We start from the raw sequence: 19279 nt of genomic DNA on the forward strand, positions 1-19279 counted from the left end.
CCCTATTTCAGGGAACCAACCATAACCCCTTTTTCAAAGTACTTCTGGAAGAACGGATACATAATGATGAGCGGTAAACTAGAGACGACGATCGCCGCATACTTGATAATTTCCGACAATCGCTTCAACTCCGCCATCGCGAGCTGATCGCTGATCATCCCCGGGTCCACTTGATTCTGAATGAGGATGGAGCGCAGGACGAGCTGCAGCGGATGAAGATTGGGATTGTCTAGATAAATCATCGCATCAAAGTAGGAATTCCACTGCCCGACAAAGGCATAAAGCGCGAGTACAAAAATAATCGGTTTGGAGAGCGGCAAGACGACACGGAAGAAGATTCGCATCTCCGAAGCGCCATCGACATTCGCAGCTTCCTTGAGTTCATTCGGCACGCCTTTGAAAAACGTTCTCGAGAGAATGATGTTCCATACATTCACAGCGCCCGGAATGATGATCGCCCATACCGTATTCAGCAGTCCAAGATTTTTCACAAGCAAATATGTAGGGATAAGTCCGCCGCTAAAAAACATGGTGATAATAAACAGCGTCATGAAAAATCCTTTTCCCCGGAGTCTGTCATCGGACAACGCATACCCCGCAAAGATCGAGATGAGGACGGTACATGCCGCAAATGAAACGGAATATAAAACGGCATTGCCAAAACCTCGAATCATAGCCGGATTCGATAGAATCTTCTTATAGCCTTCCAAGGACCAGTCAGATAGATGGAATGATATCCCTTGACTAAGGAGCACGGATGGATCCATAAAGGATGCGGTCAAGACATATATCAAAGGAATGACAACGATCAGTACCGCGAGCGACAGGAAGATCATGTTCAACGTGAGCAGGAAACGGTCGAATCCGGAATGTTTAATGGGCATGACTTGATGCTCCTTTCTTAGTAAAGGCCTTCGCCCTCATTCAGCTTCTTCACGATGAAGTTAACGGTGACGAGCAGGACGACATTAATGACTGAATTAAATAATCCTACGGCAGCTGAATAAGCATAGTCGCCTTTCTGCAACCCGATTTTGTACACATACGTCGGGATAATTTCCGATGTTGGCAAGTTCATGGCCGTCTGCATCAGATAAGCTTTCTCGAATCCAATGGACATAATGCCGCCGGCTGCAAGAATAAATACGATGGCCATAATGGGACGAATTGCGGGCAGATCGATATGTCGTATTCTTTGAAGCAGATTCGCACCATCGAGGTTGGCAGCATGATGCAGCTCAGGATCGACGTTAGCAAGCGCTGCGACATAAATAATGGATGCCCAGCCGGCCCCCGTCCAAATATCGGATAAAATGTAGATCCAGCGGAAGTACTCCGGTCGAGACATGAACATGATCGGCTCTCCTGTCACCCAAGCGAAGAACTGATTCATCGGCCCCGTCGGGGACAAGAAAATAAACAGCATCCCGACCACTACGACAACAGATATAAAATTCGGCGCATACAAGAACAACTGAATGTTCTTTTTGACTCTCGCACGGCGAATCTGATTTAGCATCAAGGCGAGTAAAATAGGCACTGGAAAGCTCAGAATCAATCCGAAGAAACTCAATTTAAGCGTATTCATAAAAATGACTTCGAAATTGGGAGAGGACAAGAACTTCTCGAAGTTGTGCAGACCTGCCCACTTGCTTCCCAGAATCCCTTTGATTGGGCTGAAATCTTTAAAGGCGATGACCGCACCATACATCGGACCGTATTTAAAAATAAGGGTCAAAATCACAGCCGGCGAAAGCAGCAGATATAGAAAGTAGTGCTTCTTTACGTCCGTAAGCAAGGAACTCTTGCGTTTCTTCATTACTCTGCTGCGGTCGATTTCTATCGCGTTATGCAATGCCTTTACCTCCGTTCCTATACAAAGTTTACATTTTAATGCAGTAAGGGCATAGTTAAAGGGTAAAAGTAAAAGGTTTTTATTTCTGTGTATGTCCTGCTGCATTTACAATTTATCAGAGCAGCCATCTTCCGTCAATACATTTTGTAAAATTATTATTGTGCATTTGTAATAATAATTTGTTCATAAATTAGATTAAAATTTTACATAATTATAATTTCAGACGATTTATATGAGAAGCGTTGTAGTAAACATGCACTATTCACTACTTCATTAAGCTCTCCTTGACTTTTTTACATGAAAATCGACCGCGCCATGTTTATTTTGCATACTTTACATTTGCTAAAAACGCATTCAAATTGTGCATTTGTAAAAACGATATTGCTATTTCAAGCAAACTATTATACATTATAGGTAGTTGGACAAATGACAAATCTTGCACAATTCGTGGGAAATCTTATGAACATGATGACTGAGGTGAAATGACATACATGGCTAAGGAAAAGGTAACCATTCAGGACATCGCAGATGCTTTGGGGATTTCCAGGAATACAGCTTCCAAAGCCTTGAATGGATCGAACAATATACCCGATGAAACCCGAAACAAAGTGATAAAAAAAGCGATCGAGTTAAAATATAAGCAATTTGCTTTTATGGAGACAGACAACCTCCTATCAAGGAACTCCGGGAACATTGCATTATTAACCGAGAACCTGCCTGACACGTTCCACTTTGGATCGACATTGATTAGCGGCCTGGAGAAACACATCAGCGCGGAGGGCTACAATTTATCCATCCACATTATTAGAGACAATGAAAAGGAGTCCTTGTCCCTTCCGAACAATTTCGATACTTCCAACGTGGACGGCATCATTTGTATCGAATTATTCAACTTGGAATATAGTAAGCTGATTACAAGTCTTGATATTCCGACCATTTTTATTGATTGTTCTGCACATGTCTGTTACCCGGAATTTCAAGCCGATGTATTGCTTATGGAGAACGAACACAGCACCTATCAACTCACGAAAAAGTTAATTGATGCCGGTTATACTACGCTAGGGTTTATCGGGGATTATAATCACTGTAAAAGTTTTAATGAGCGCTGGGCTGGCTTTAACCGCGCCCTGACGGAATATGGCATTCAGCTCGATCGCTCGAAGTGCATTCTCGATGACGACCGGCAATTCTTCTCAAGCCCGGCGTGGGCCGACGATAAACTGTCGAATATAAACGAGCTGCCTTCCGCTTTCGTATGTGCCAACGATTATATCGCTGTTTCCTTCATGAAGGCGCTCAAGAACAAACGGTCCATTCCGAACGACATCGTCATTTGCGGTTTCGATAACGCGCCGGAATCCAGCATCGTTGAACCCCATCTCACGACGGTACATATTTATAGCAACGAGATGGGCATCAAGGCGGCCGAAATGCTCCTATCTCGCATTCATAACCCGAAGCAGCCTTATCAAGTCACACACATCTATACCAAACCGATTATCAGAGAATCTACACCTCATATCCGTTAATAAACCTTTCAGATGTGATCAGCATAGTGTTAACTGAAGTACCCGACGGATACACATGTTATGGTCCCGCAGCAACCATTTATGCTTCTTCAGAGGCAACAACAGCAGCAGCCTTGGATTTTAAATCCTGGGCTGCTGCTTTATTTATTGAGCTAGAGTACCGTCGTCGTATTATGAGATCATCCAGTTTTTACCGGTTAGATCCCGCAAAAGTTGTCTGTATATTAGATTTGGTTTACAATAACTGGTAGAAGTTTAGCTACCCAGATAGCAAGAAGGTGTGATTCATTGTTGGCCAAAAAATGGATATTTCTTTGTGTATGTTTCATAGCAGTAATTTCTTTCCTATTAATTTCTTATAAAAAGGAGCTGTTAGAATTTATTTCTCTGATTAAATCAACTTCTAACGAAATAGCAATCACTCGAAAAGAGAATGACATATTAAAGAGAAATGCTCTTGTTTTCCAAGCCTTAGTCAAGACCGAGCTAAATAACGCTGAATATCAAAATATTGTACTGAATGAAGCATTAGCTTTCAAAAAAAGGTTCGAGGAAGAAACAGATTTTATATTGCAATATGCGTCATGCTCTACCGTTTCACATGATGGAATAATCGCAACCTCACTTAATATTGATCTTGGCGCAAATGATGGAATAAAAAAAGATATGGCTGTCATTACTCAGTCCGGATTAATTGGTTTAATAAGTGATGTGCAAGAGCATAGTTCCGTTGTAGCTCTCATAACAAATTTAGGGAATGAACAAACTTCAAAAGCAATATCTGTTAAGCTAAAAGAAAATGATCAAACAACAGGTATTATTACGGAATTCATTAATGAAAAATTAGATACTGGTAACGAAGAACAATACTTTGTCATGAAAAAGATAGAAGAGAATAGCAAGATCGAGGCTGGCAACACTGTAATTACTAGTGGACTTGGAGGAGTGTTCCCTGAAGGGATTAGAGTAGGAACAATAGACTCAATAAGTAATTCCTCAACATTAACTAGGGAAGCTAGAATAAAACTTGAATTTAATCCTAGTCAAATCTCCTATGTATTTATCGTAGAAAGACGTAGTTAATATCAGGGATCAACCTCTGAAGAGTTGTGCATTAAGTCACAGTAATGACAGGAATAGCCGAACCATACAATTTTGTTTTAGTATCTTGACTTGGAGTCGACTCCAGCTTATAGAATGTGTGCTAGCAGGTGAAATACCTCGTTATCTGGAGGAGGCATACAATGAACAAGAACCAAAGTGAAAATATCGCATTGATTACGGGTGCAAGCTCCGGGATCGGATTAGAATTAACCAAGAAATTGCTTTCGGAGGATTGGCAGGTGGTTGCTTTGAACCGTTCCGACTTCCCGGCTGACGATATGAGTATTCAAAAAGCCATCCATGGCGGATGGCTTCGAATTTATAAAACAGCTGATCTTACCGATTACGCCAGCTTGAGAAGAACTTTTGAAGAGATCAAAAACAATGAACAGAGGATCGATATTTTGTTCAACAACGCCGGCGGGACCTTTCCCGAGCTGAGCTATTCGAAACAAGGGCGTGAAAAGCATTACGAACTGCAGACGGTCGTTCCATATATCATTCTGATGGAATTGAAGGAACTCATAACAAACGGTCGCTTAAAAACGGTGATCAACACCTCATCTTCAGCGTTAAAATTCACGAAGGAATTTAATATCGAAATTCTAGAGCACCCCAAAATCTTCCGCAAGCTAATTGGTCCTTACGCCACCTCGAAGCTAGCCCTTTCGCTGTGGACTCAAGCCATCGCGCCGAAGCTTGCCGAGGACGACATTAAAATCCGCAGTGTTGACCCGGGTAGCAATAATACGCTAAGAAAAGGGAAAAAATCTGGCCTGCCCCTATTGGTTAAGCCGTTGATGAAGCTGTTTTTCTCCCCGCCGACCCACGGCGCCAACAAGCTGTATGAAGGTGCTCTCGGGGAACACCGCAATGAGACCGGAGTGTTTTTGCTGAAAGGTCAGGTAACAGAATTAAAATTTAAAGACCAAGCGCAAAACGTTTTGGAAAGGATTCATGCGATTTACAAACACGAATTTTTACAACGTAATTTTTAACCTTACGGTTGTATTGATTTTCCCATTAGCGTAACGCGCCTGCCGATTGATACCGGCCGGCGCGTCTTAGTTGTTTATTAAGCTATCGTGCCCCGCTAGCTTAATCTTCCGTCAGTCTACCAGTTGGTAACTTATCCGTTTTCGCATATGCGGAAAAATAACTCATCTCCATGACGGAAATGGGCTTTATCTTTTCTTTCTCCTTGTGTTCTTCTAAAGCTTCGTCTTGGCTTTGATCTGAGCATTCCTTACGGGGTCTCCCTTCTTTCAGCTTTATGTCAATAAAATCAACGATCTGCTGAAGTGAGGAAATTTGATTTACGATAGTTTCACGGTGACTTCTTAATTGATCCACCAGTTCGGGGTATTCCGCGGAAACGCTGTCGACCGAAGCCGCCAAAAATGGCCGCATAGCCTCTAGCGGCATTCCCGTCTTTTTGAGACAGGATATCAGCTTGATCCTGTTGATATCCTCTTTTCGATAGACGCGATGCCCGTTTTCCTTTCGTTCAGCCGGAGGAAGCAGCACGATTTTTTCGTAAAAACGGATCGTGTCCTCGGAAATTCCAGTTTGCTCAGCGGCTTGCTTGATCGTAAACGTTTGTTCTGCCATTTGCGTCCCCTCCCGAATTGCATTCTTGAGTATTATACATCTTGGAGCCGACTCCAAGTCAAATTTGCTCTCCCAACTCTTATCCTTGGGCAACTCCTTTGTTATCTCCCCTTGACTTGGATTCGACACCAACTTTTATTATGGTCTGGCATAGAGAAAATCCCGACCATATAAAGGAGGAGATGTACATAATTCAAATGAGTGAACCCAATGCAATAATTCCAATAAATTCTACTAAAGGAGCGGGCATCTATGAACCCTAAATATCGACCTTTAATGGAGTCGTTTCATTTCAAGAATGGTATCGAAGTAAAGAACCGCATTGTTCATGCGCCAATGACGATATCTTATTCTCAGCAAGACGGTACGATTTCTGATGAATTACTCGCCTATTACGAAAGACGTTCGAACGGTGTTGGAATGGTTATAACGGGGAGTGCAATAGTCACATCAAATAGCAGGGTATTTGGCGGCGAATTGGCGGCTGATCATGATGATAAGATCCCGAGTTTACAACGCCTGGCAACAACAATAAAGAAACGTGGGGCAAAAGCCATTCTGCAAATCTTTCATGGCGGCCGCGAAAGTTCGCCGGAATTGACACCGGTCGGTGATATTGTAAGTGCGAGTGCAGTTCCTAAAGAAGGGTCGAGCATAATCCCCCGAGCACTTGAAGAGCAGGAAATTGGGGAGATCATTCATGCGTTTGGCGCTAGCACTCGGAGGGCAATCGAGGCTGGTTTCGACGGGGTAGAGATTCACGGGGCAAATCGATTTCTTATTCAACAATTTTTCTCACCGTACACAAACCAACGCAATGATCGTTGGGGAGGAAATATAGACAAACGTATGGCGTTTCCGCTCGCTGTTGTAGATGAAGTCCAAAAAGTAGTGGCTAAGTATGCCAAACAGCCGTTTCTCGTGGGATATCGGTTATCGCCAGAAGAAGAATGGACACCCGGTATTACAATGGACGATACACTTAAATTGTTGGATGTCCTCGCAAATAAAAATTTGGATTATTTGCATATCTCTTTAATGGACTTTTGGTCTATGCCTAGGCGTGGAGTAGAGGACCATCGCTCTAGAATGGAACTAATTTACGAGCTCGTCGGGCAAAGAGTTTCCGTTATCGGTGTAGGTTCGATCCGCACCCCTGACGAGGCACTAAGAGCGTTACAATCGGGACTTCCATTTATTGCACTTGGACGAGAACTGATTATCGACCCAGATTGGGTAGAAAAAATAACGCTAGGTAAGGAAAACGAAATTCGTACTGAGTTAACTTTAGATGATCAAGAAAAATTGGGGATTGCTGATCCATTATGGTTGAAAATTATTAATACCCCAGGATGGTTCCCTATCTCTAATGGCATCATACGAACTTCCCCCTTTCACGGCAATAAGCTAACATACCCGATAGTTTAATGACGTTATTATACCAACATTATATTGTATATTGTTTCGTAATATTGTATATTTATGCAATACTGACTAGGAGGGTTTCATTATGTCACTTGTCATAAGATATGCTGAACTTGATGATTTGAACAGCTTGACCGAGTTAATGTATGAATACATTGTTGGTTTTTATAAGAAGCCTCGACCTACCACTGAAAAACTTCATCAGTTGATTCAAAAGCTTCTAGAGAGACAGGAAGGTGTACAGTTTGTCGCATTACAAGATGGGAAGTTAGTTGGTTTTGCCACATTATATTTTACTCTCAGCACCATGAAAGCAGATAAATACACTGTCATGAACGACCTCTTTGTAATTGAGCAATTACGGGATACAGAAGTGGAATCACAACTGTTTTTAGAATGTCACAAGTACACAAAAGAGCATCAATTTACTCATATGTCTTGGATAACGGCAACGGATAATATACGAGCTCAACAGTTTTTTGATAAGATGGGAGCCATGCAGGGGGATTGGGTTAACTACTCAATTATATAAGCATTTGAACTCACTTAGATTGAGATCTTTTTTACCTAAATTGCCAGTGACTTTAATGAACGAAGAGGAGCTTGCTCCGTTGCAAGCTCCCACTATCGTACCCGTTACTTCAATAAGGAATAGGGTACGAAAATTCTTCATTACTTTTCCTTATTAATTGCTTTGTATAGATACCAGCCACCCCAACCTCCAACAAATACTATTAGTAGTTTAAAAATGTTGCGTTCAGGTTTTCCTTCTTGCAGCCAGTCGATATTAAAAATATAAGCTATACCTAGGACAATTCCGATAGCTAACAGCCCGAAAATCAACCTAATAAAATATTCTTTCATATGGAACCCTTTCTTTGCTTTAAATGTAATCATCATTTCTACGTCCTAAGAGCTGCAATAATAGGTGCTAATGCTACTATCTCCCCTCCATTTACTTTCTCAACAGAGGTGTACCAGCTATTGTTTAATGTTTCAGGAAACATGGCAGCAGCTATTCCGGCCCCCATTGAAGCCACAGAGTCGGTATCCCCGCCTAAGTTAGAAGCCAATAAAATTGTTTTATCCGCAGACTTTGTAAGCACAGCAAAGTTTATTGCCAGGGCTACAATATATGGGGTTTTCCAAGGCATGTATTTTTCTTTGATCCGATCTAGGGAGATGTCTTTCTCGCTAGCAAGATCATCGAATATCTGCAAAATTAAATCAGCAATACATATAGGATCCTCTGAGCCTTCAGGCCGATATTTCTCCGAATTTCTCGCAGCTAAAACAGAATGTTGAAGAACTTCTTCCGGGGATTTATTATCAATTGCTGCGGAAACTGCAGCTGCTACTGCACTTGCGCCACTTATCGCTATTCTCCCGCCGTGTGTTGGGATGGACGCTTCAAACACAGAAGAAAGGAGATCTTGTATTTTAGCTGATGAATATAAAGCCCCTACAGGTGCGACACGCATAGCTGCCCCACAACCATTACCTTCAAAAGTTACGCGGTTTGGATCCCCCTGCTCCTGAAATCTTCCAAGTGCCAATGTAAGGCGATTAGACTTTTTACATAGCATAAGTTGCTTACCGACAGCGGTATGAGTAATCGGCAGTCCTTCTACAATCACTTTGGCAATCGCGAGAGTTTGCTCCGTATCGTCAGTTGTTTCTCCAAATCTATAGTCATAGTGCTTTCCTTTATATCTCGGCATGACCACTCCAACTTCACCTTCAAATCCATTAATGCCATTGGGGAACCATTCACGAATCTCTTCATATTGTAAGGATTCAGTTTGTTTTCCAATCGCATCGCCCGTTGCGATCCCTTTAAAACATGCGGTAATCCTTTGTAGTGCAGTATAATTCGGTGCCATTGTTTTCACCCGTTTCGTTTGTAATTTGAATTTAGTTGCATGTTCAATTTAGATTCTCTTCTGCTGCCTGAAGTAGAGTATAGTAGGAGTAGTAGTTGAAAATATATTCCAGGAGGCTACAGCCATGTCACAGGAGATTTGGATTAACCTGCCGGTCAAAGATGTTGAGAGGTCGACTGCCTTTTTCAATGAGATTGGATTCCATGCGGTGAGCTTTGGTAACGAGAGAGCCAAGCTTGCCATAGGCCAAACAACGATTCTGCTCTTCCCGAATGCGGCGTTTGAGGACTTTACAGGTGCAAAAACCGCAGATACTTCCCATAGTGCAGAGGTCATTTTTTCCATTGGCGCTGAAAGCAGAGAAGAAGTAGATGCCTTTATTCAAAAAGTAGAGGCTGCCGGAGGAAGCATCTTTAGCAAGCCGAGTGAAACGGACGGCTGGATGTACGGCGCAGGATTCGCCGACCTGGACGGACACCGCTGGAACCTGCTGTACATGGATCAGAGCAAAATGCCGAAACGCTGATATGGAAACGCCGGTAACCTTAAGCAGGGGACCGGTGTTTTTTTGCACCCCGCTTTATTTTGACTGGAATTCAGATGTGATCTCTTCAATGACGGCAATAGCCTTAATTTTTGATAAGTTTATGTACTCGATAATGTCATCAAAATGATATACTTCCAGTCTGCAGTCTTTATTTTCTTCTATAATTTCAAAATCCCCGTACATTACTTCAATAAATTTCTGTAGGTCGGTTTGAGTTATATCGTCTATATCTCTCGGGAGAGAATCCATTTCCAGCCAATCTTTAAGGTATCCCATATTATAATGACAAAGCAGCTTTGTATTCATTTTGCTAAAATCTGAATACCATCTTTGTAAAAAGGCCGGGTCTGAATCTTGCTTCTGTCAACCGCGAACCCATAAAACTCCTCCTTGCGCACATTTTACCTAATGCGTTATAAAAACTTAAGAATATCATTTGCCACTGTTTTTGTTATCAACTCACGGTTTTCTTCATTCAAATGATAAAGTTTTATCCCGGACAGTTTCTTTATCTTATTAATGCTTGGATGACTATCTGCACAAATGGTTCCTATAATAATATGCTGCGAACTCGAAATAACTTCATGGATCATTTTTTCAAAAGGGGCGGACAGCATTTGCATGAACCCGATCTCGTCAATAACTGTAATCCTCTTTGTTTCTAACGATAGCTTCACTGCCTTTAAGGCGACATTCTCGAAAGCTTCTACGTCAACGCCATATCTCCCTATTCTTATCGAACTTTCGCTATCAACATTTGCAATACATGCATTCTCGCCGTTAAGCGTCACGCAATTAAATCCGGTACGATTTGTAAGGTTATGTATTTCTTCAGTATAAAACCACCAAAATATTCCGGACCCACTTTTTGAATGATTCGTTTTATAGCTGTTGATTTTCCCGCACGAGGTTTCCCGGTTAATAAAAAACAAGTTTCCAAATCATCACTCCCTAAAATATCCAGATATGAAACTATTCGCGGAAAATGTTAAGTTATCCTGTTCTTCCCTCAAATTTGCCGTGGACAAACCTATCATCTCAGGGGCGGTCCAACACGTTCGCCGAAAGCTAGAGGCAAATGAAAAAGCCGCGGAGTAATTTCCCCGAGGCTTCCGTCTCACCGATGTATCGACTTACAGTTGACTAGCCAGGTAATTGGCCAGTTGCTCAAACGTGCCTTCGAACCCTTGTGAAACCATCTGTGCCATAGCGTCAAATGCTTCCTGTTCCTCAGCAGAGGCATTGATCGGACCGCCCTGCAGCGTTAAAACCGTCTTTCCCTCGTATTCTTCCAGCGTTAAAATATTCAGAATCTCAAGCGGCCAGTTCGGATTAAACGGAGCGCGAACCGTGTTACCTTCTTCGTCGGAAAAGGATTGGACCCATACCAGTTTCACCGGCTCCTGCACTTCCTGGTAAACGAACTTGCCCCACATTGCGTGCTGCCCATCTGGAGACTTCTGGCAGCCAAGAAACATACCGCCTGGACGAACATCCATTGTTACCACTTCAAGAGAGAACCTCTTAGGTCCCCACCAGTTTCCAAAGTGTGCCGGATCGGTCCACACCTTAAATACCAATTCTCGAGGAGCATTAAACTCGCGTTTCAATAAAAGTCCTTGTTGGCTGTTCATTAGACTTCCTCCTTGGGATTTTGGGATGAACTAGTACTTTCTAAATGATTGAGATAGTCGGATAGACGGTCAAGACGTTCTTCCCACATGCTGCGAAACGATTCGAGCCATTCATCCATTTCCTTTAAGGGTTCCGGGCGCAATCTGTAGATTCGCCGGTTGGCGTCCGCCCGTACTTCGACAAGATGGGCATCATTCAAGATTTTCAGATGTTTGGATGCCTGGGGTTGCCGAAGGTGCAACCGATCCGCAATTTCCCCGACCGTAAGCGGACCTTCACGCAACAGTTCGATGATCTGCAATCGGTTGGGTTCTGCGAGCGCATTCATGGTTGTAGTATTCATTGGCCCTCCCGATGAATTCTGTTACAGTTTACTGGAAGCTTGCTTCAGAAGCCCAGAGGTCGTCAACTTCCGATTGGTTCTTTAGCTATTTCGTTGTTAAAAAAAGAAAATGCCCCCGAACCTTTGGTGAAGAGACTCGGGAGCATTTCATAAGTTTGGAACATGATACTGCTAACAAATCTGAAAAGTTTGCTACAAATAAGGCTCTACTATTCGCCGTATTCTTTCCAGCCCTTCCCACATATCGCCGGGGCCGTCATAGATCAGTACTACGGCTCCGTTATAACCGGTCGCCTTCAGCTGCTCCAGACAGCTGCGGAATTCCGGTTCATCAGGGATACCGGCATCATCATAATGGGCCTTGGCATGTACGGATACGCTGTAGGGCAGCGTCATTGAGATTTCGTCATATTTGGCCTGTCCCGTGAAATTGCCGAAATCCGTAATCATCCGGAACGAATGATGTCCCTTTTCCAGAAGCCGCAAACAGTTAGCTCCAGTGGAGGTCAATGGGCGGAAATTTTCCGTGACAACCTGGACCCCACGGACGGAAGCATATTCCTGCAGCTCGGACAACCGTGCTGCCGCGCGTTGCAGGGCCTCCTCATCGTATGCCGGAGAATCCCCGGCAATAACCCGTATTCGCTTTGCTCCGGCCTGTGCCGCTGCTTCGATCCAATGCTGCACCAGACGGTAATCGGCCATGCGGCGCTTCTCATCGGCTGAAGACAAATCGCCGTAATCCAGAAGAAGCGTGTCGAAGGAAATGCCCGATGCTTCAAATTGCTGCCGCAGCTCCTGCAAATAGTCCGGCTCGGTGGAAGGAAAATGAAAATGACACACCTCGACGGCACTGTATCCCCTGGAGCTGGCCTCGGCAGGCAGTTCAACCAAGGATAAGACTTGCGGCTGATCCTGCTCGCGGGTAATATGACTGCCGGTCTCCTGATCCCACTGCGTCCATCTGAGCGGACCGAGCAGCCTGTGCAGACTCCATGTACTTACGGATAAATAAGACATCGTCTCGCCTCCTGCAGCTTCATATTGGATGATGCATTCATCGAAGCTGCCCAATGGGAAAATTATACAGGACGTTGCCCTGCCTTACAATAAGGCATTCGGAAACTTTTCTCCCCAATACATCAGCGTTTTGTCCATATGGATAGGATACAATGTACCGGCAATTCCCTTCGCTCTGACTGCCTTGCCATCGATCACTATTGATCCCTTCGATAAATCTCCTTGACCAGACGATAAGCCAGCTTAGGCTTGCGATATTCGTTCAGCAGTCCTTTATTGTTAAAGCTCCTTGCGCGATCACGGAAGTAAGGGCGGTCGCTTCGTACATCGACGCGGATATCGGCAAAATGCCAAATAAGAGTACCTACAATGCGAGAATCCTCGCGGAAAATCTCAAGCGCCTGCTGCACGACATCCGCCTGATAATCCTCGCTGAACAAGCGGGGCTCCCAGCCCGTGTCTCCGAATATACCGGCCGCACCAAACTCGCTCATGATGAGAGGCTTCCCTCCAGCGCCTTGTGCTTCGGCATTACGGTAATAGCTCTGCAGCATGTCGCGGAAGCCGTCGACGCTCCCTTGGTACCAGCCGTAGTATTTGTTGATTCCGATGACATCGAAATAAGACAAGACGATATCTTCTTCCGGATGCATGGTGGCGTAAGTAACCAGGCGGCTTTGATCCATACTGCGGATTTTGCCCACAAATTTCTTGGTAAGCTCAAGCGCCTCTTGGGTTCGAGTATCAATCTCGTTATGAGCCCCCCAGAAAATGATGGAAGGATGATGATAGTCACGCGTAATCATTTCATCCAGCATGCGGACGCCGCGCTCTGCAAACAGAGGGCTGGCCAGCGTTTCCGTGCTCATAAAACAGCCCCACATCGGAATTTCGCTCCACAAAAGCATCCCGTGCTCATCCAGCAGATCGATCCAGAACTGGCTTTGCGGATAATGCGAGCCACGAACGATGTTACAGCCCAAATCCTGCAAAATCGCAAGATCCTTCAGCATGAGCTTGGGCGGGAAAGCAAAGCCCCATTCCGGATGCTCTTCGTGGCGGTTCACGCCTTGCAGATACAGCTTTTTGCCGTTTAAAAGAATTTGGCCGTCACTCACCTCAACGGTTCGGAAGCCGGTACGGTCGATGTAATCGTCTTCGCCTGCCTGTACGGTGAACAGATATAATTCCGGACGGCCGACGTCCCATTTGCGGACATTGTCTAGGCTTCCTCGAAGCGTTACCTGCGCAGACTGTCCTGCAGACAAGCTTACTATAGCAGCCGGGAAAGCCAGTCCTTCCGTAGAGGCGTTAACGACGATCTCGCTGTCTTCGCTGCTTAATGATTGCAGCTGCACCTGAAGGGAAATATCCGCTTGGTCGTTTGTCAGCTGATAATCCATTTTCAATGATTCGATGTAGACGTCGGGCAGCTCTTGAAGCTCTACGGAACGAATAATTCCGCCGTAGGAATACCAATCCGCCACATCGGTAGGCAGGGTTTGCCAATCCAATGTGCTGTCTGCACGAACAATAAGCTCATGCCGTCCTTGAGCCAGATGCGGAAGCACCAAGCTGAACTGCGTATAGCCGCCAAAATGGCTGCCGACGTGCTGGCCATCAACATAAATATCGGCATGATGCAGAATACCCTCGAACACTAACCGGATGCTGCTTTCCTGTGTTATGTCAAAATAAGTACGATACCATGCGGCACCGATATAATCGAACAAGCCTAACTCATTATTCCAGCAGGAGGGAACCACAAGCTTGCGGGAACCGGATGGGTAATTGTTGTACCACGCTTCTGTTTGGCCGACATTGCCGGGATCAGTGACAAAGTCCCATAAGCCGTCCAGCAGACGGGTTTTACGAAGGATGTGCTGGCGAAAAGTACGTATCAAAGGAAAAGCCCCTTTCCTGCTTTTTTCGAAAAGTGTATCATGAAGGAAGCAGCGTCAGCTATGGACAAAAGAGATAAGCATTTGTCAAAATCGCCATACAGGTGGGATCAGGATGGAACATCATACACACAGAATTTATCATCAGCGTCTTGCTTATGAGAAGCTGCCTGTTCCAGGCTGGAAGGATATTCGGAATACGGTAGATGTTCATTCGCTGTATTGGATTATGAGCGGGGAAGGCGAATTCTCGCACACGCCGGAGGAAAAGCCCATCCAGGTGAAGGCCGGGACCCTGCTGTATCTGAAGCCCGGATTGACACTAGCGATGTCGTCGTCCGCGCACCAGCCTCTATATATCCGCATGCTTTTATTCGATGCCTTGGACGTATCCTATGAGCAGCAAGCCTGGCAGAAGCCTGTGTACCTGGACACGCTTTCCCTACCGTTTATCAGGCAGTTTTCCCATGAACAGGCGATTTGGGTTCACGAGCAATTCAAGCAGCTATGGTCGCTCCAGAGCAGGGATCCGAATGAAAGACAGGCGGAGTTTCAGTATGTGCTTTCAAGGCTTATTCACTCCATACAAGCTGCGAATGCCCAGGCAGATCCGTATAGGAACGCCTTCGAGCAGGCCAAGCTTTGGATAGAGACCTGCTACAACCGCCCTCTCAAGATGGAGGAGCTGGCTCGGAGCTTCCATATCTCGGTGTCGCAGCTGCGCAAAATGTTCGTGCAGTACACAGGCTTTTCCCCCAAGGAATATTTGAACCGGATTCGCAATGAGAAAGCCAAAACACTGCTGCTGCTGACAGAGGAGCCGCTGAAAGCGATCGCGGCTGCCTGCGGCTTTGCCGATGAATTTCATTTCAGTAAAATGTTCCGGTTATGGAATGAGGTTTCGCCGGCCCGGTTCAGAGCTTTGTATAAGTAATTGCGCTTTGGAAGCTTGGCCTCTACCCTTTTCGGCTCGATCGATAGGCGTTCGGAACTACGCCTGTCTGGGCCTTGAACAGCTTGCCGAAATAATTTTTATTATCATAGCCGAGCAGCTCGGCAATTTCCTCTATCGTCTTGTCTGTCATCACAAGCAGTTCCTTCGCTTTTTCCATCCGCATCCGGGTCACGTATTCAACGAAATTTTCTCCGGTCTCCCTTTTAAACAGCCGGCTTAAATAGCTTGGATGCAAGTGCAAATGAGCCGCCGCTTCCTCAAGCGATATTTTTCGGTCCAAATGATTATAAACATAGCGCTGGCATTCCGCGATTTCGCGGTTATGCGACTCCTCATAGACTCTGCCCGCCCATTCCACCGCTTGCTGCAAGTACGTTCTCAGCCATGCCTCCACCTCACGCAAGGACGTGAACTCCAGCATGTCATGGTGAAGCAGCTCCGACGAGAAGGAGGATTGGTAATGCTGGAGCGACTTGAGCCGCATCCGCACGTCGAGGATCATTTTTAACAGCCACTCCTTCAACTCCATCGGGTGAAACCGGTGGTACTGCACAAAGTCGATCCATTTGGCAACGAACGCCGCGATCCGATCGGTTTGCTGCTCGAACACCGTGCGCCGCAGCTCCTCGAGCGCCGTCATGTACTGTGTCAGCAGCAAATCCCCTTGGCCGAACCTGTCGCTGACATGGTCGAGCTGGATGACCGATGACTCCGGCAAATAAAACCGTGCGTTTCTCGTTCCGGTCATGCGCTGGAGCTGATCCTTGAGGGAACGGACCTCCTTCACCGGGCTGCCGGTCAAAAAGGAAAACGAAACCTTGGCAAAATGCTGCAGGCTGGATTGGATGTCCCTCAGCTTCTGTTCGACTTTCTGAACGTTTTGGATATGCAGCTGCGAATAATACGGGAACAGCAGGATGACCTCTCCGGTATCGTACGTAAACAGAGCGATTTCCTTGCGGTCGTTCAGCATTTCCTGAATAATATTTTCGATAGTATAGGCGAATAAGTCCTTCGATTGGTACCGATCCCCCGCTTCCTTCATCCGGTTTACATAGCCGAACACAGGAAGTACGGACTGCTGCTCCAGCCGAATACCGAATTCCTCCGCCTTCCGTCTCCATTCCCCGGGATCCAGCAGCGGCTCGTTGACGATGCCGCGAATGAAGCTGCGCTTGGAGGCACTGCGGTTTTGTTCCAGCTCCCGCTCCAGCATCCGGCTTTTGGAACGCTGGCTCGACTCCGCGTCCAGCTGCTCCTTCAGCCGCTCCAGTACCTCGGTAATGATCCGTACGTTCATCGTTTCCTTCAGCACGTACTCGCTGACACCAAGCTTTACCGCTGCCTGTGCATACGGAAATTCGTCGTGGCAGGACAGAATCACCACCTTAAGTCCGGGATGACCTTCCCGCAATCGGCGGATAAGCTCCAGCCCATCCATCCCCGGCATTCCTATATCGCTTATAATCGCATCGGGCCTGTTCTGTTGTCCTGCGTTCAACGCTTCCAGCGGATCATGGTACGTCCCGATTAATTGAAACCCCAGCTGCTCCCAGGGCATGGAAGCGGTCAAAAATTCCAATACAGGAATATCATCGTCAACAATACATAAGGTGTACATTATCCATTATCCTTCCCTGAACCCGGAAAACGCAGCACAATTTGCGTGCCTTGCCCCGACCTGTTGTTAATCTCAAAATCGAATTGCTGGCCGTACATCATCTTTAACCGTTCAAACACATTGGTGAGCCCGATCCCGGAGAGTGTAGAGCCCCGCCGGCCGGTTTGGGATGCGTGAGGGGCGGATTCAAGCTGCGCTTGCAGCGCCTCCAGCTGCTCCTTCGACATGCCGACTCCGGAATCGATAACCTCCACCTGAAGCCGTCCATCCGGACAAATCCGGGAAGCGATCGTAATTTCGCCTGATTTGCTCTTCAAGCCGTGAAGGTATGCGTTCTCAATCAACGGCTGCAAAATAAACCTCGGCACCTCCTGCATCAAGGAATCGGAGGCGGCTTGAACGTGAAGCTGCACCCGGTCACCATGACGCGAATTGAGCAGCCGGATGTAGTGCTCGATAATTTCGATCTCTTCATGGAGCGGAATGTACTCGTTATTTCGATGGATCGTCATTCGGAGGAGCGAAGATAAGGAACTGATCAGCTCCGCATTATCCTCGTCCCCCTTCATCATAATTTTTAGCCGAATGGAGTTTAGCACATTGAACAAAAAATGCGGATTGATTTGCGCCTGCAGCATCGCAAGCTCCGCCTTCCGCTTCAGCTCCTGCTCTCTACGGTTGTCCTCCAGCGTCTGCTCGATCCTATCCAGCATTCGGTCGAAAACGTAACCAAGCCTGCCGATCTCGTCCGCTCCGCTCAAGTTCGACCGCTCTCTCAGCTGGCCGGACTCAATCCGTGCGACCGTCCGGACCAGTCTTGCAATCGGTTTCGTCAAAGCTCGAACCATATACAACAGCAGGATGGCGAACAGTACCAGAGAACCCAGCTGGATCATAAAATCGCTCCGGCGGATCGATTCGATTCTTTGTGCCGCTTTCTTATAAGGGCTCATGCCGACCAGCTTCCATACAGGAGTAATCTGATCCTGAAGCAGTATATATTCCTCGCCGTCCACCTTCAGGAAAGAGACTTGGTTGTCCGAAGGAAGCTCGGCAAAATATGGAAAAGGCTGACCGATCTTCGATGAATCCTTATCGATCACGATCTTCCCCGCGCCATCTATAATCATCATCGAATCATTCGCTTGATATTGATCGAACAGCCGCTGGATCGAATCCATTTCCAGACTGACGACGACATACCCATAGGTTAGCGAATTCATGCGAAGCGGTTTGGCTGCCGTCAATAAATAAGGCTTCTTCGCCTCTGGGTCGTAGTTCGGCTCTGCACCGACCCACATCGCGTTATAGCCGGATACTTTGTCCAACTCACCGAACCAGCTTTTATAAAACAAACTGCTCGGATCAAAGGTAAAGGTCGTGTAGGAAGCAACGTATTGTTTATTGGGCAGCAGGACGGTCACATTCATGTGCCCGAGCGAGTTCAATACCGTATCCAGCCGTTTCGAAATTTTTTGCTTATAAGCCAAAACATCGCCCTGTGTGTGCTCCTCGCTTCGGCCCAGCTCCCGCACGGACACCTGAAGCTCTTCATCGAACTGGACGAAGTTCATCACGTACAGCATGTTCTTTAGCTGTGCCGATACGAACTGGTTCACCAGCCGCATCGTTTCCTGTGAATTATCGGTCACCTGGCTACGGACGACTTCACGCGTCAGCAGGTTCGATACGTTCATGGAAACGACCGAAGGCAGCACGAGGCAAATCAAGATCGTCAGCACCAGCTTGTTGCGAAGAGATAATGAGCGTATCCAGCCTGGCACCTGCCATCCCTGCCTTTCGTCTGCACTGTAAGCAAGATTCATGATATCACACCGGGTCGCAAAAAA

General features: G+C 46.0%; 20 protein-coding genes. 7 read left to right on the forward strand and 13 right to left on the reverse strand.

Translation table 11 applies throughout. The annotated features are described in order from the left end of the window. Positions 1-2: 2 nt before the first annotated feature. Both B1728_RS22960 and B1728_RS22965 read right to left on the reverse strand, forming a co-directional pair. Complete coding sequence (locus B1728_RS22960) at positions 3-884, reverse strand: carbohydrate ABC transporter permease (RefSeq protein WP_079912740.1); 882 nt, start codon at positions 882-884, stop codon at positions 3-5. A 17-nt stretch (positions 885-901) separates the two neighbouring features. After that, positions 902-1819 carry an ABC transporter permease gene (locus B1728_RS22965; protein ID WP_079912857.1) on the reverse strand — a complete coding sequence of 306 codons (918 nt, stop codon included), beginning with the start codon at positions 1817-1819 and terminating at the stop codon, positions 902-904. Between the two features lie 527 nt (positions 1820-2346). Between B1728_RS22965 and B1728_RS22970 the strand changes: the two genes are divergently transcribed. From B1728_RS22970 to B1728_RS22980, 3 genes are all read left to right on the forward strand, one after another. After that, complete coding sequence (locus tag B1728_RS22970; protein WP_079912741.1) at positions 2347-3384, forward strand: LacI family DNA-binding transcriptional regulator; 1038 nt, start codon at positions 2347-2349, stop codon at positions 3382-3384. Between the two features lie 291 nt (positions 3385-3675). Then, positions 3676-4467, forward strand: coding sequence for a rod shape-determining protein MreC (gene mreC / locus B1728_RS22975; protein WP_179136158.1), 792 nt, complete (start codon positions 3676-3678; stop codon positions 4465-4467). 161 nt (positions 4468-4628) lie between these two features. Further along, on the forward strand, positions 4629-5486 hold the full coding sequence (locus B1728_RS22980) for an SDR family NAD(P)-dependent oxidoreductase (protein ID WP_079912743.1): 858 nt from the start codon (positions 4629-4631) through the stop codon (positions 5484-5486). A 100-nt stretch (positions 5487-5586) separates the two neighbouring features. On the opposite strand, the gene B1728_RS22985 is transcribed toward B1728_RS22980, so the two are convergent. After that, the gene (locus B1728_RS22985) at positions 5587-6099 is read right to left on the reverse strand and encodes a MerR family transcriptional regulator (protein WP_144027967.1); all 513 of its coding nucleotides are present in this window, start codon (positions 6097-6099) and stop codon (positions 5587-5589) included. 252 nt (positions 6100-6351) lie between these two features. Here B1728_RS22985 and B1728_RS22990 point away from each other — a divergent pair, with 252 nt between their 5' ends. Next, complete coding sequence (locus B1728_RS22990) at positions 6352-7527, forward strand: NADH-dependent flavin oxidoreductase (RefSeq protein ID WP_079912744.1); 1176 nt, start codon at positions 6352-6354, stop codon at positions 7525-7527. 82 nt (positions 7528-7609) lie between these two features. After that, complete coding sequence (locus tag B1728_RS22995) at positions 7610-8056, forward strand: GNAT family N-acetyltransferase (protein ID WP_079912745.1); 447 nt, start codon at positions 7610-7612, stop codon at positions 8054-8056. Positions 8057-8196: 140 nt separating this feature from the next. Here the strand turns inward: B1728_RS22995 and B1728_RS23000 are convergent, their stop codons facing one another. Together B1728_RS23000 and B1728_RS23005 are read right to left on the reverse strand one after the other, a co-directional pair. After that, positions 8197-8388 (reverse strand): hypothetical protein, encoded by a 192-nt coding sequence (locus tag B1728_RS23000; protein ID WP_079912859.1) that lies wholly within the window; start codon positions 8386-8388, stop codon positions 8197-8199. A 38-nt stretch (positions 8389-8426) separates the two neighbouring features. Next, entirely contained in the window at positions 8427-9407 is a 981-nt protein-coding gene (locus B1728_RS23005) for an ADP-ribosylglycohydrolase family protein (protein WP_079912746.1), read from the reverse strand. Between the two features lie 124 nt (positions 9408-9531). Here B1728_RS23005 and B1728_RS23010 point away from each other — a divergent pair, with 124 nt between their 5' ends. Then, positions 9532-9933 carry a VOC family protein gene (locus B1728_RS23010; protein WP_079912747.1) on the forward strand — a complete coding sequence of 134 codons (402 nt, stop codon included), beginning with the start codon at positions 9532-9534 and terminating at the stop codon, positions 9931-9933. Between the two features lie 54 nt (positions 9934-9987). Here the strand turns inward: B1728_RS23010 and B1728_RS23015 are convergent, their stop codons facing one another. The 6 genes from B1728_RS23015 to B1728_RS23040 form a co-directional block, all read right to left on the reverse strand. Next, positions 9988-10260, reverse strand: a complete 273-nt coding sequence (locus tag B1728_RS23015) for a hypothetical protein (RefSeq protein ID WP_079912748.1) — start codon at positions 10258-10260, stop codon at positions 9988-9990. A 107-nt stretch (positions 10261-10367) separates the two neighbouring features. Next, positions 10368-10886, reverse strand: coding sequence for a nucleoside-triphosphatase (locus B1728_RS23020; protein ID WP_079912749.1), 519 nt, complete (start codon positions 10884-10886; stop codon positions 10368-10370). 201 nt (positions 10887-11087) lie between these two features. After that, positions 11088-11588, reverse strand: a complete 501-nt coding sequence (locus tag B1728_RS23025; protein WP_079912750.1) for an SRPBCC family protein — start codon at positions 11586-11588, stop codon at positions 11088-11090. After that, positions 11588-11932, reverse strand: a complete 345-nt coding sequence (locus B1728_RS23030) for an ArsR/SmtB family transcription factor (protein WP_079912751.1) — start codon at positions 11930-11932, stop codon at positions 11588-11590. The genes B1728_RS23025 and B1728_RS23030 overlap by 1 nt, the downstream gene beginning before the upstream one ends. Positions 11933-12124: 192 nt before the next feature. Next, complete coding sequence (locus B1728_RS23035; RefSeq protein WP_079912752.1) at positions 12125-12952, reverse strand: sugar phosphate isomerase/epimerase family protein; 828 nt, start codon at positions 12950-12952, stop codon at positions 12125-12127. A gap of 197 nt (positions 12953-13149) precedes the next feature. After that, positions 13150-14856, reverse strand: coding sequence for a glycoside hydrolase family 2 protein (locus tag B1728_RS23040; RefSeq protein WP_079912753.1), 1707 nt, complete (start codon positions 14854-14856; stop codon positions 13150-13152). Positions 14857-14968: 112 nt separating this feature from the next. Between B1728_RS23040 and B1728_RS23045 the strand changes: the two genes are divergently transcribed. Then, positions 14969-15787: a helix-turn-helix transcriptional regulator gene (locus B1728_RS23045; protein WP_079912754.1), complete on the forward strand. Its 819-nt coding sequence runs from the start codon at positions 14969-14971 to the stop codon at positions 15785-15787. Positions 15788-15809: 22 nt separating this feature from the next. Here B1728_RS23045 and B1728_RS23050 read toward each other — a convergent pair whose 3' ends face one another. Further along, positions 15810-17429, reverse strand: a complete 1620-nt coding sequence (locus B1728_RS23050) for a helix-turn-helix domain-containing protein (RefSeq protein WP_079912755.1) — start codon at positions 17427-17429, stop codon at positions 15810-15812. Beyond that, positions 17429-19255, reverse strand: coding sequence for a cache domain-containing sensor histidine kinase (locus B1728_RS23055; protein ID WP_079912756.1), 1827 nt, complete (start codon positions 19253-19255; stop codon positions 17429-17431). The genes B1728_RS23050 and B1728_RS23055 overlap by 1 nt, the downstream gene beginning before the upstream one ends. Positions 19256-19279 lie beyond the last annotated feature (24 nt).

The organism is Paenibacillus sp. 32352 (assembly GCF_002042965.1).
Taxonomy (GTDB): Bacteria; Bacillota; Bacilli; order Paenibacillales; family NBRC-103111; genus Paenibacillus_S; species Paenibacillus_S vulneris.

Excerpts from the sequence above, each read along its gene's own strand:
- B1728_RS22960 (WP_079912740.1), bottom strand. The coding sequence starts at position 884 with ATGCCCATTAAACATTCCGGATTCGACCGTTTCCTGCTCACGTTGAAC.
- B1728_RS22965 (WP_079912857.1), bottom strand. The coding sequence starts at position 1,819 with ATGAAGAAACGCAAGAGTTCCTTGCTTACGGACGTAAAGAAGCACTAC.
- B1728_RS22970 (WP_079912741.1), top strand. The coding sequence starts at position 2,347 with ATGGCTAAGGAAAAGGTAACCATTCAGGACATCGCAGATGCTTTGGGG.
- B1728_RS22980 (WP_079912743.1), top strand. The coding sequence starts at position 4,629 with ATGAACAAGAACCAAAGTGAAAATATCGCATTGATTACGGGTGCAAGC.
- B1728_RS22985 (WP_144027967.1), bottom strand. The coding sequence starts at position 6,099 with ATGGCAGAACAAACGTTTACGATCAAGCAAGCCGCTGAGCAAACTGGA.
- B1728_RS22990 (WP_079912744.1), top strand. The coding sequence starts at position 6,352 with ATGAACCCTAAATATCGACCTTTAATGGAGTCGTTTCATTTCAAGAAT.
- B1728_RS22995 (WP_079912745.1), top strand. The coding sequence starts at position 7,610 with ATGTCACTTGTCATAAGATATGCTGAACTTGATGATTTGAACAGCTTG.
- B1728_RS23000 (WP_079912859.1), bottom strand. The coding sequence starts at position 8,388 with ATGAAAGAATATTTTATTAGGTTGATTTTCGGGCTGTTAGCTATCGGA.
- B1728_RS23005 (WP_079912746.1), bottom strand. The coding sequence starts at position 9,407 with ATGGCACCGAATTATACTGCACTACAAAGGATTACCGCATGTTTTAAA.
- B1728_RS23010 (WP_079912747.1), top strand. The coding sequence starts at position 9,532 with ATGTCACAGGAGATTTGGATTAACCTGCCGGTCAAAGATGTTGAGAGG.
- B1728_RS23015 (WP_079912748.1), bottom strand. The coding sequence starts at position 10,260 with ATGAATACAAAGCTGCTTTGTCATTATAATATGGGATACCTTAAAGAT.
- B1728_RS23025 (WP_079912750.1), bottom strand. The coding sequence starts at position 11,588 with ATGAACAGCCAACAAGGACTTTTATTGAAACGCGAGTTTAATGCTCCT.
- B1728_RS23030 (WP_079912751.1), bottom strand. The coding sequence starts at position 11,932 with ATGAATACTACAACCATGAATGCGCTCGCAGAACCCAACCGATTGCAG.
- B1728_RS23035 (WP_079912752.1), bottom strand. The coding sequence starts at position 12,952 with ATGTCTTATTTATCCGTAAGTACATGGAGTCTGCACAGGCTGCTCGGT.
- B1728_RS23045 (WP_079912754.1), top strand. The coding sequence starts at position 14,969 with ATGGAACATCATACACACAGAATTTATCATCAGCGTCTTGCTTATGAG.
- B1728_RS23050 (WP_079912755.1), bottom strand. The coding sequence starts at position 17,429 with ATGTACACCTTATGTATTGTTGACGATGATATTCCTGTATTGGAATTT.
- B1728_RS23055 (WP_079912756.1), bottom strand. The coding sequence starts at position 19,255 with ATGAATCTTGCTTACAGTGCAGACGAAAGGCAGGGATGGCAGGTGCCA.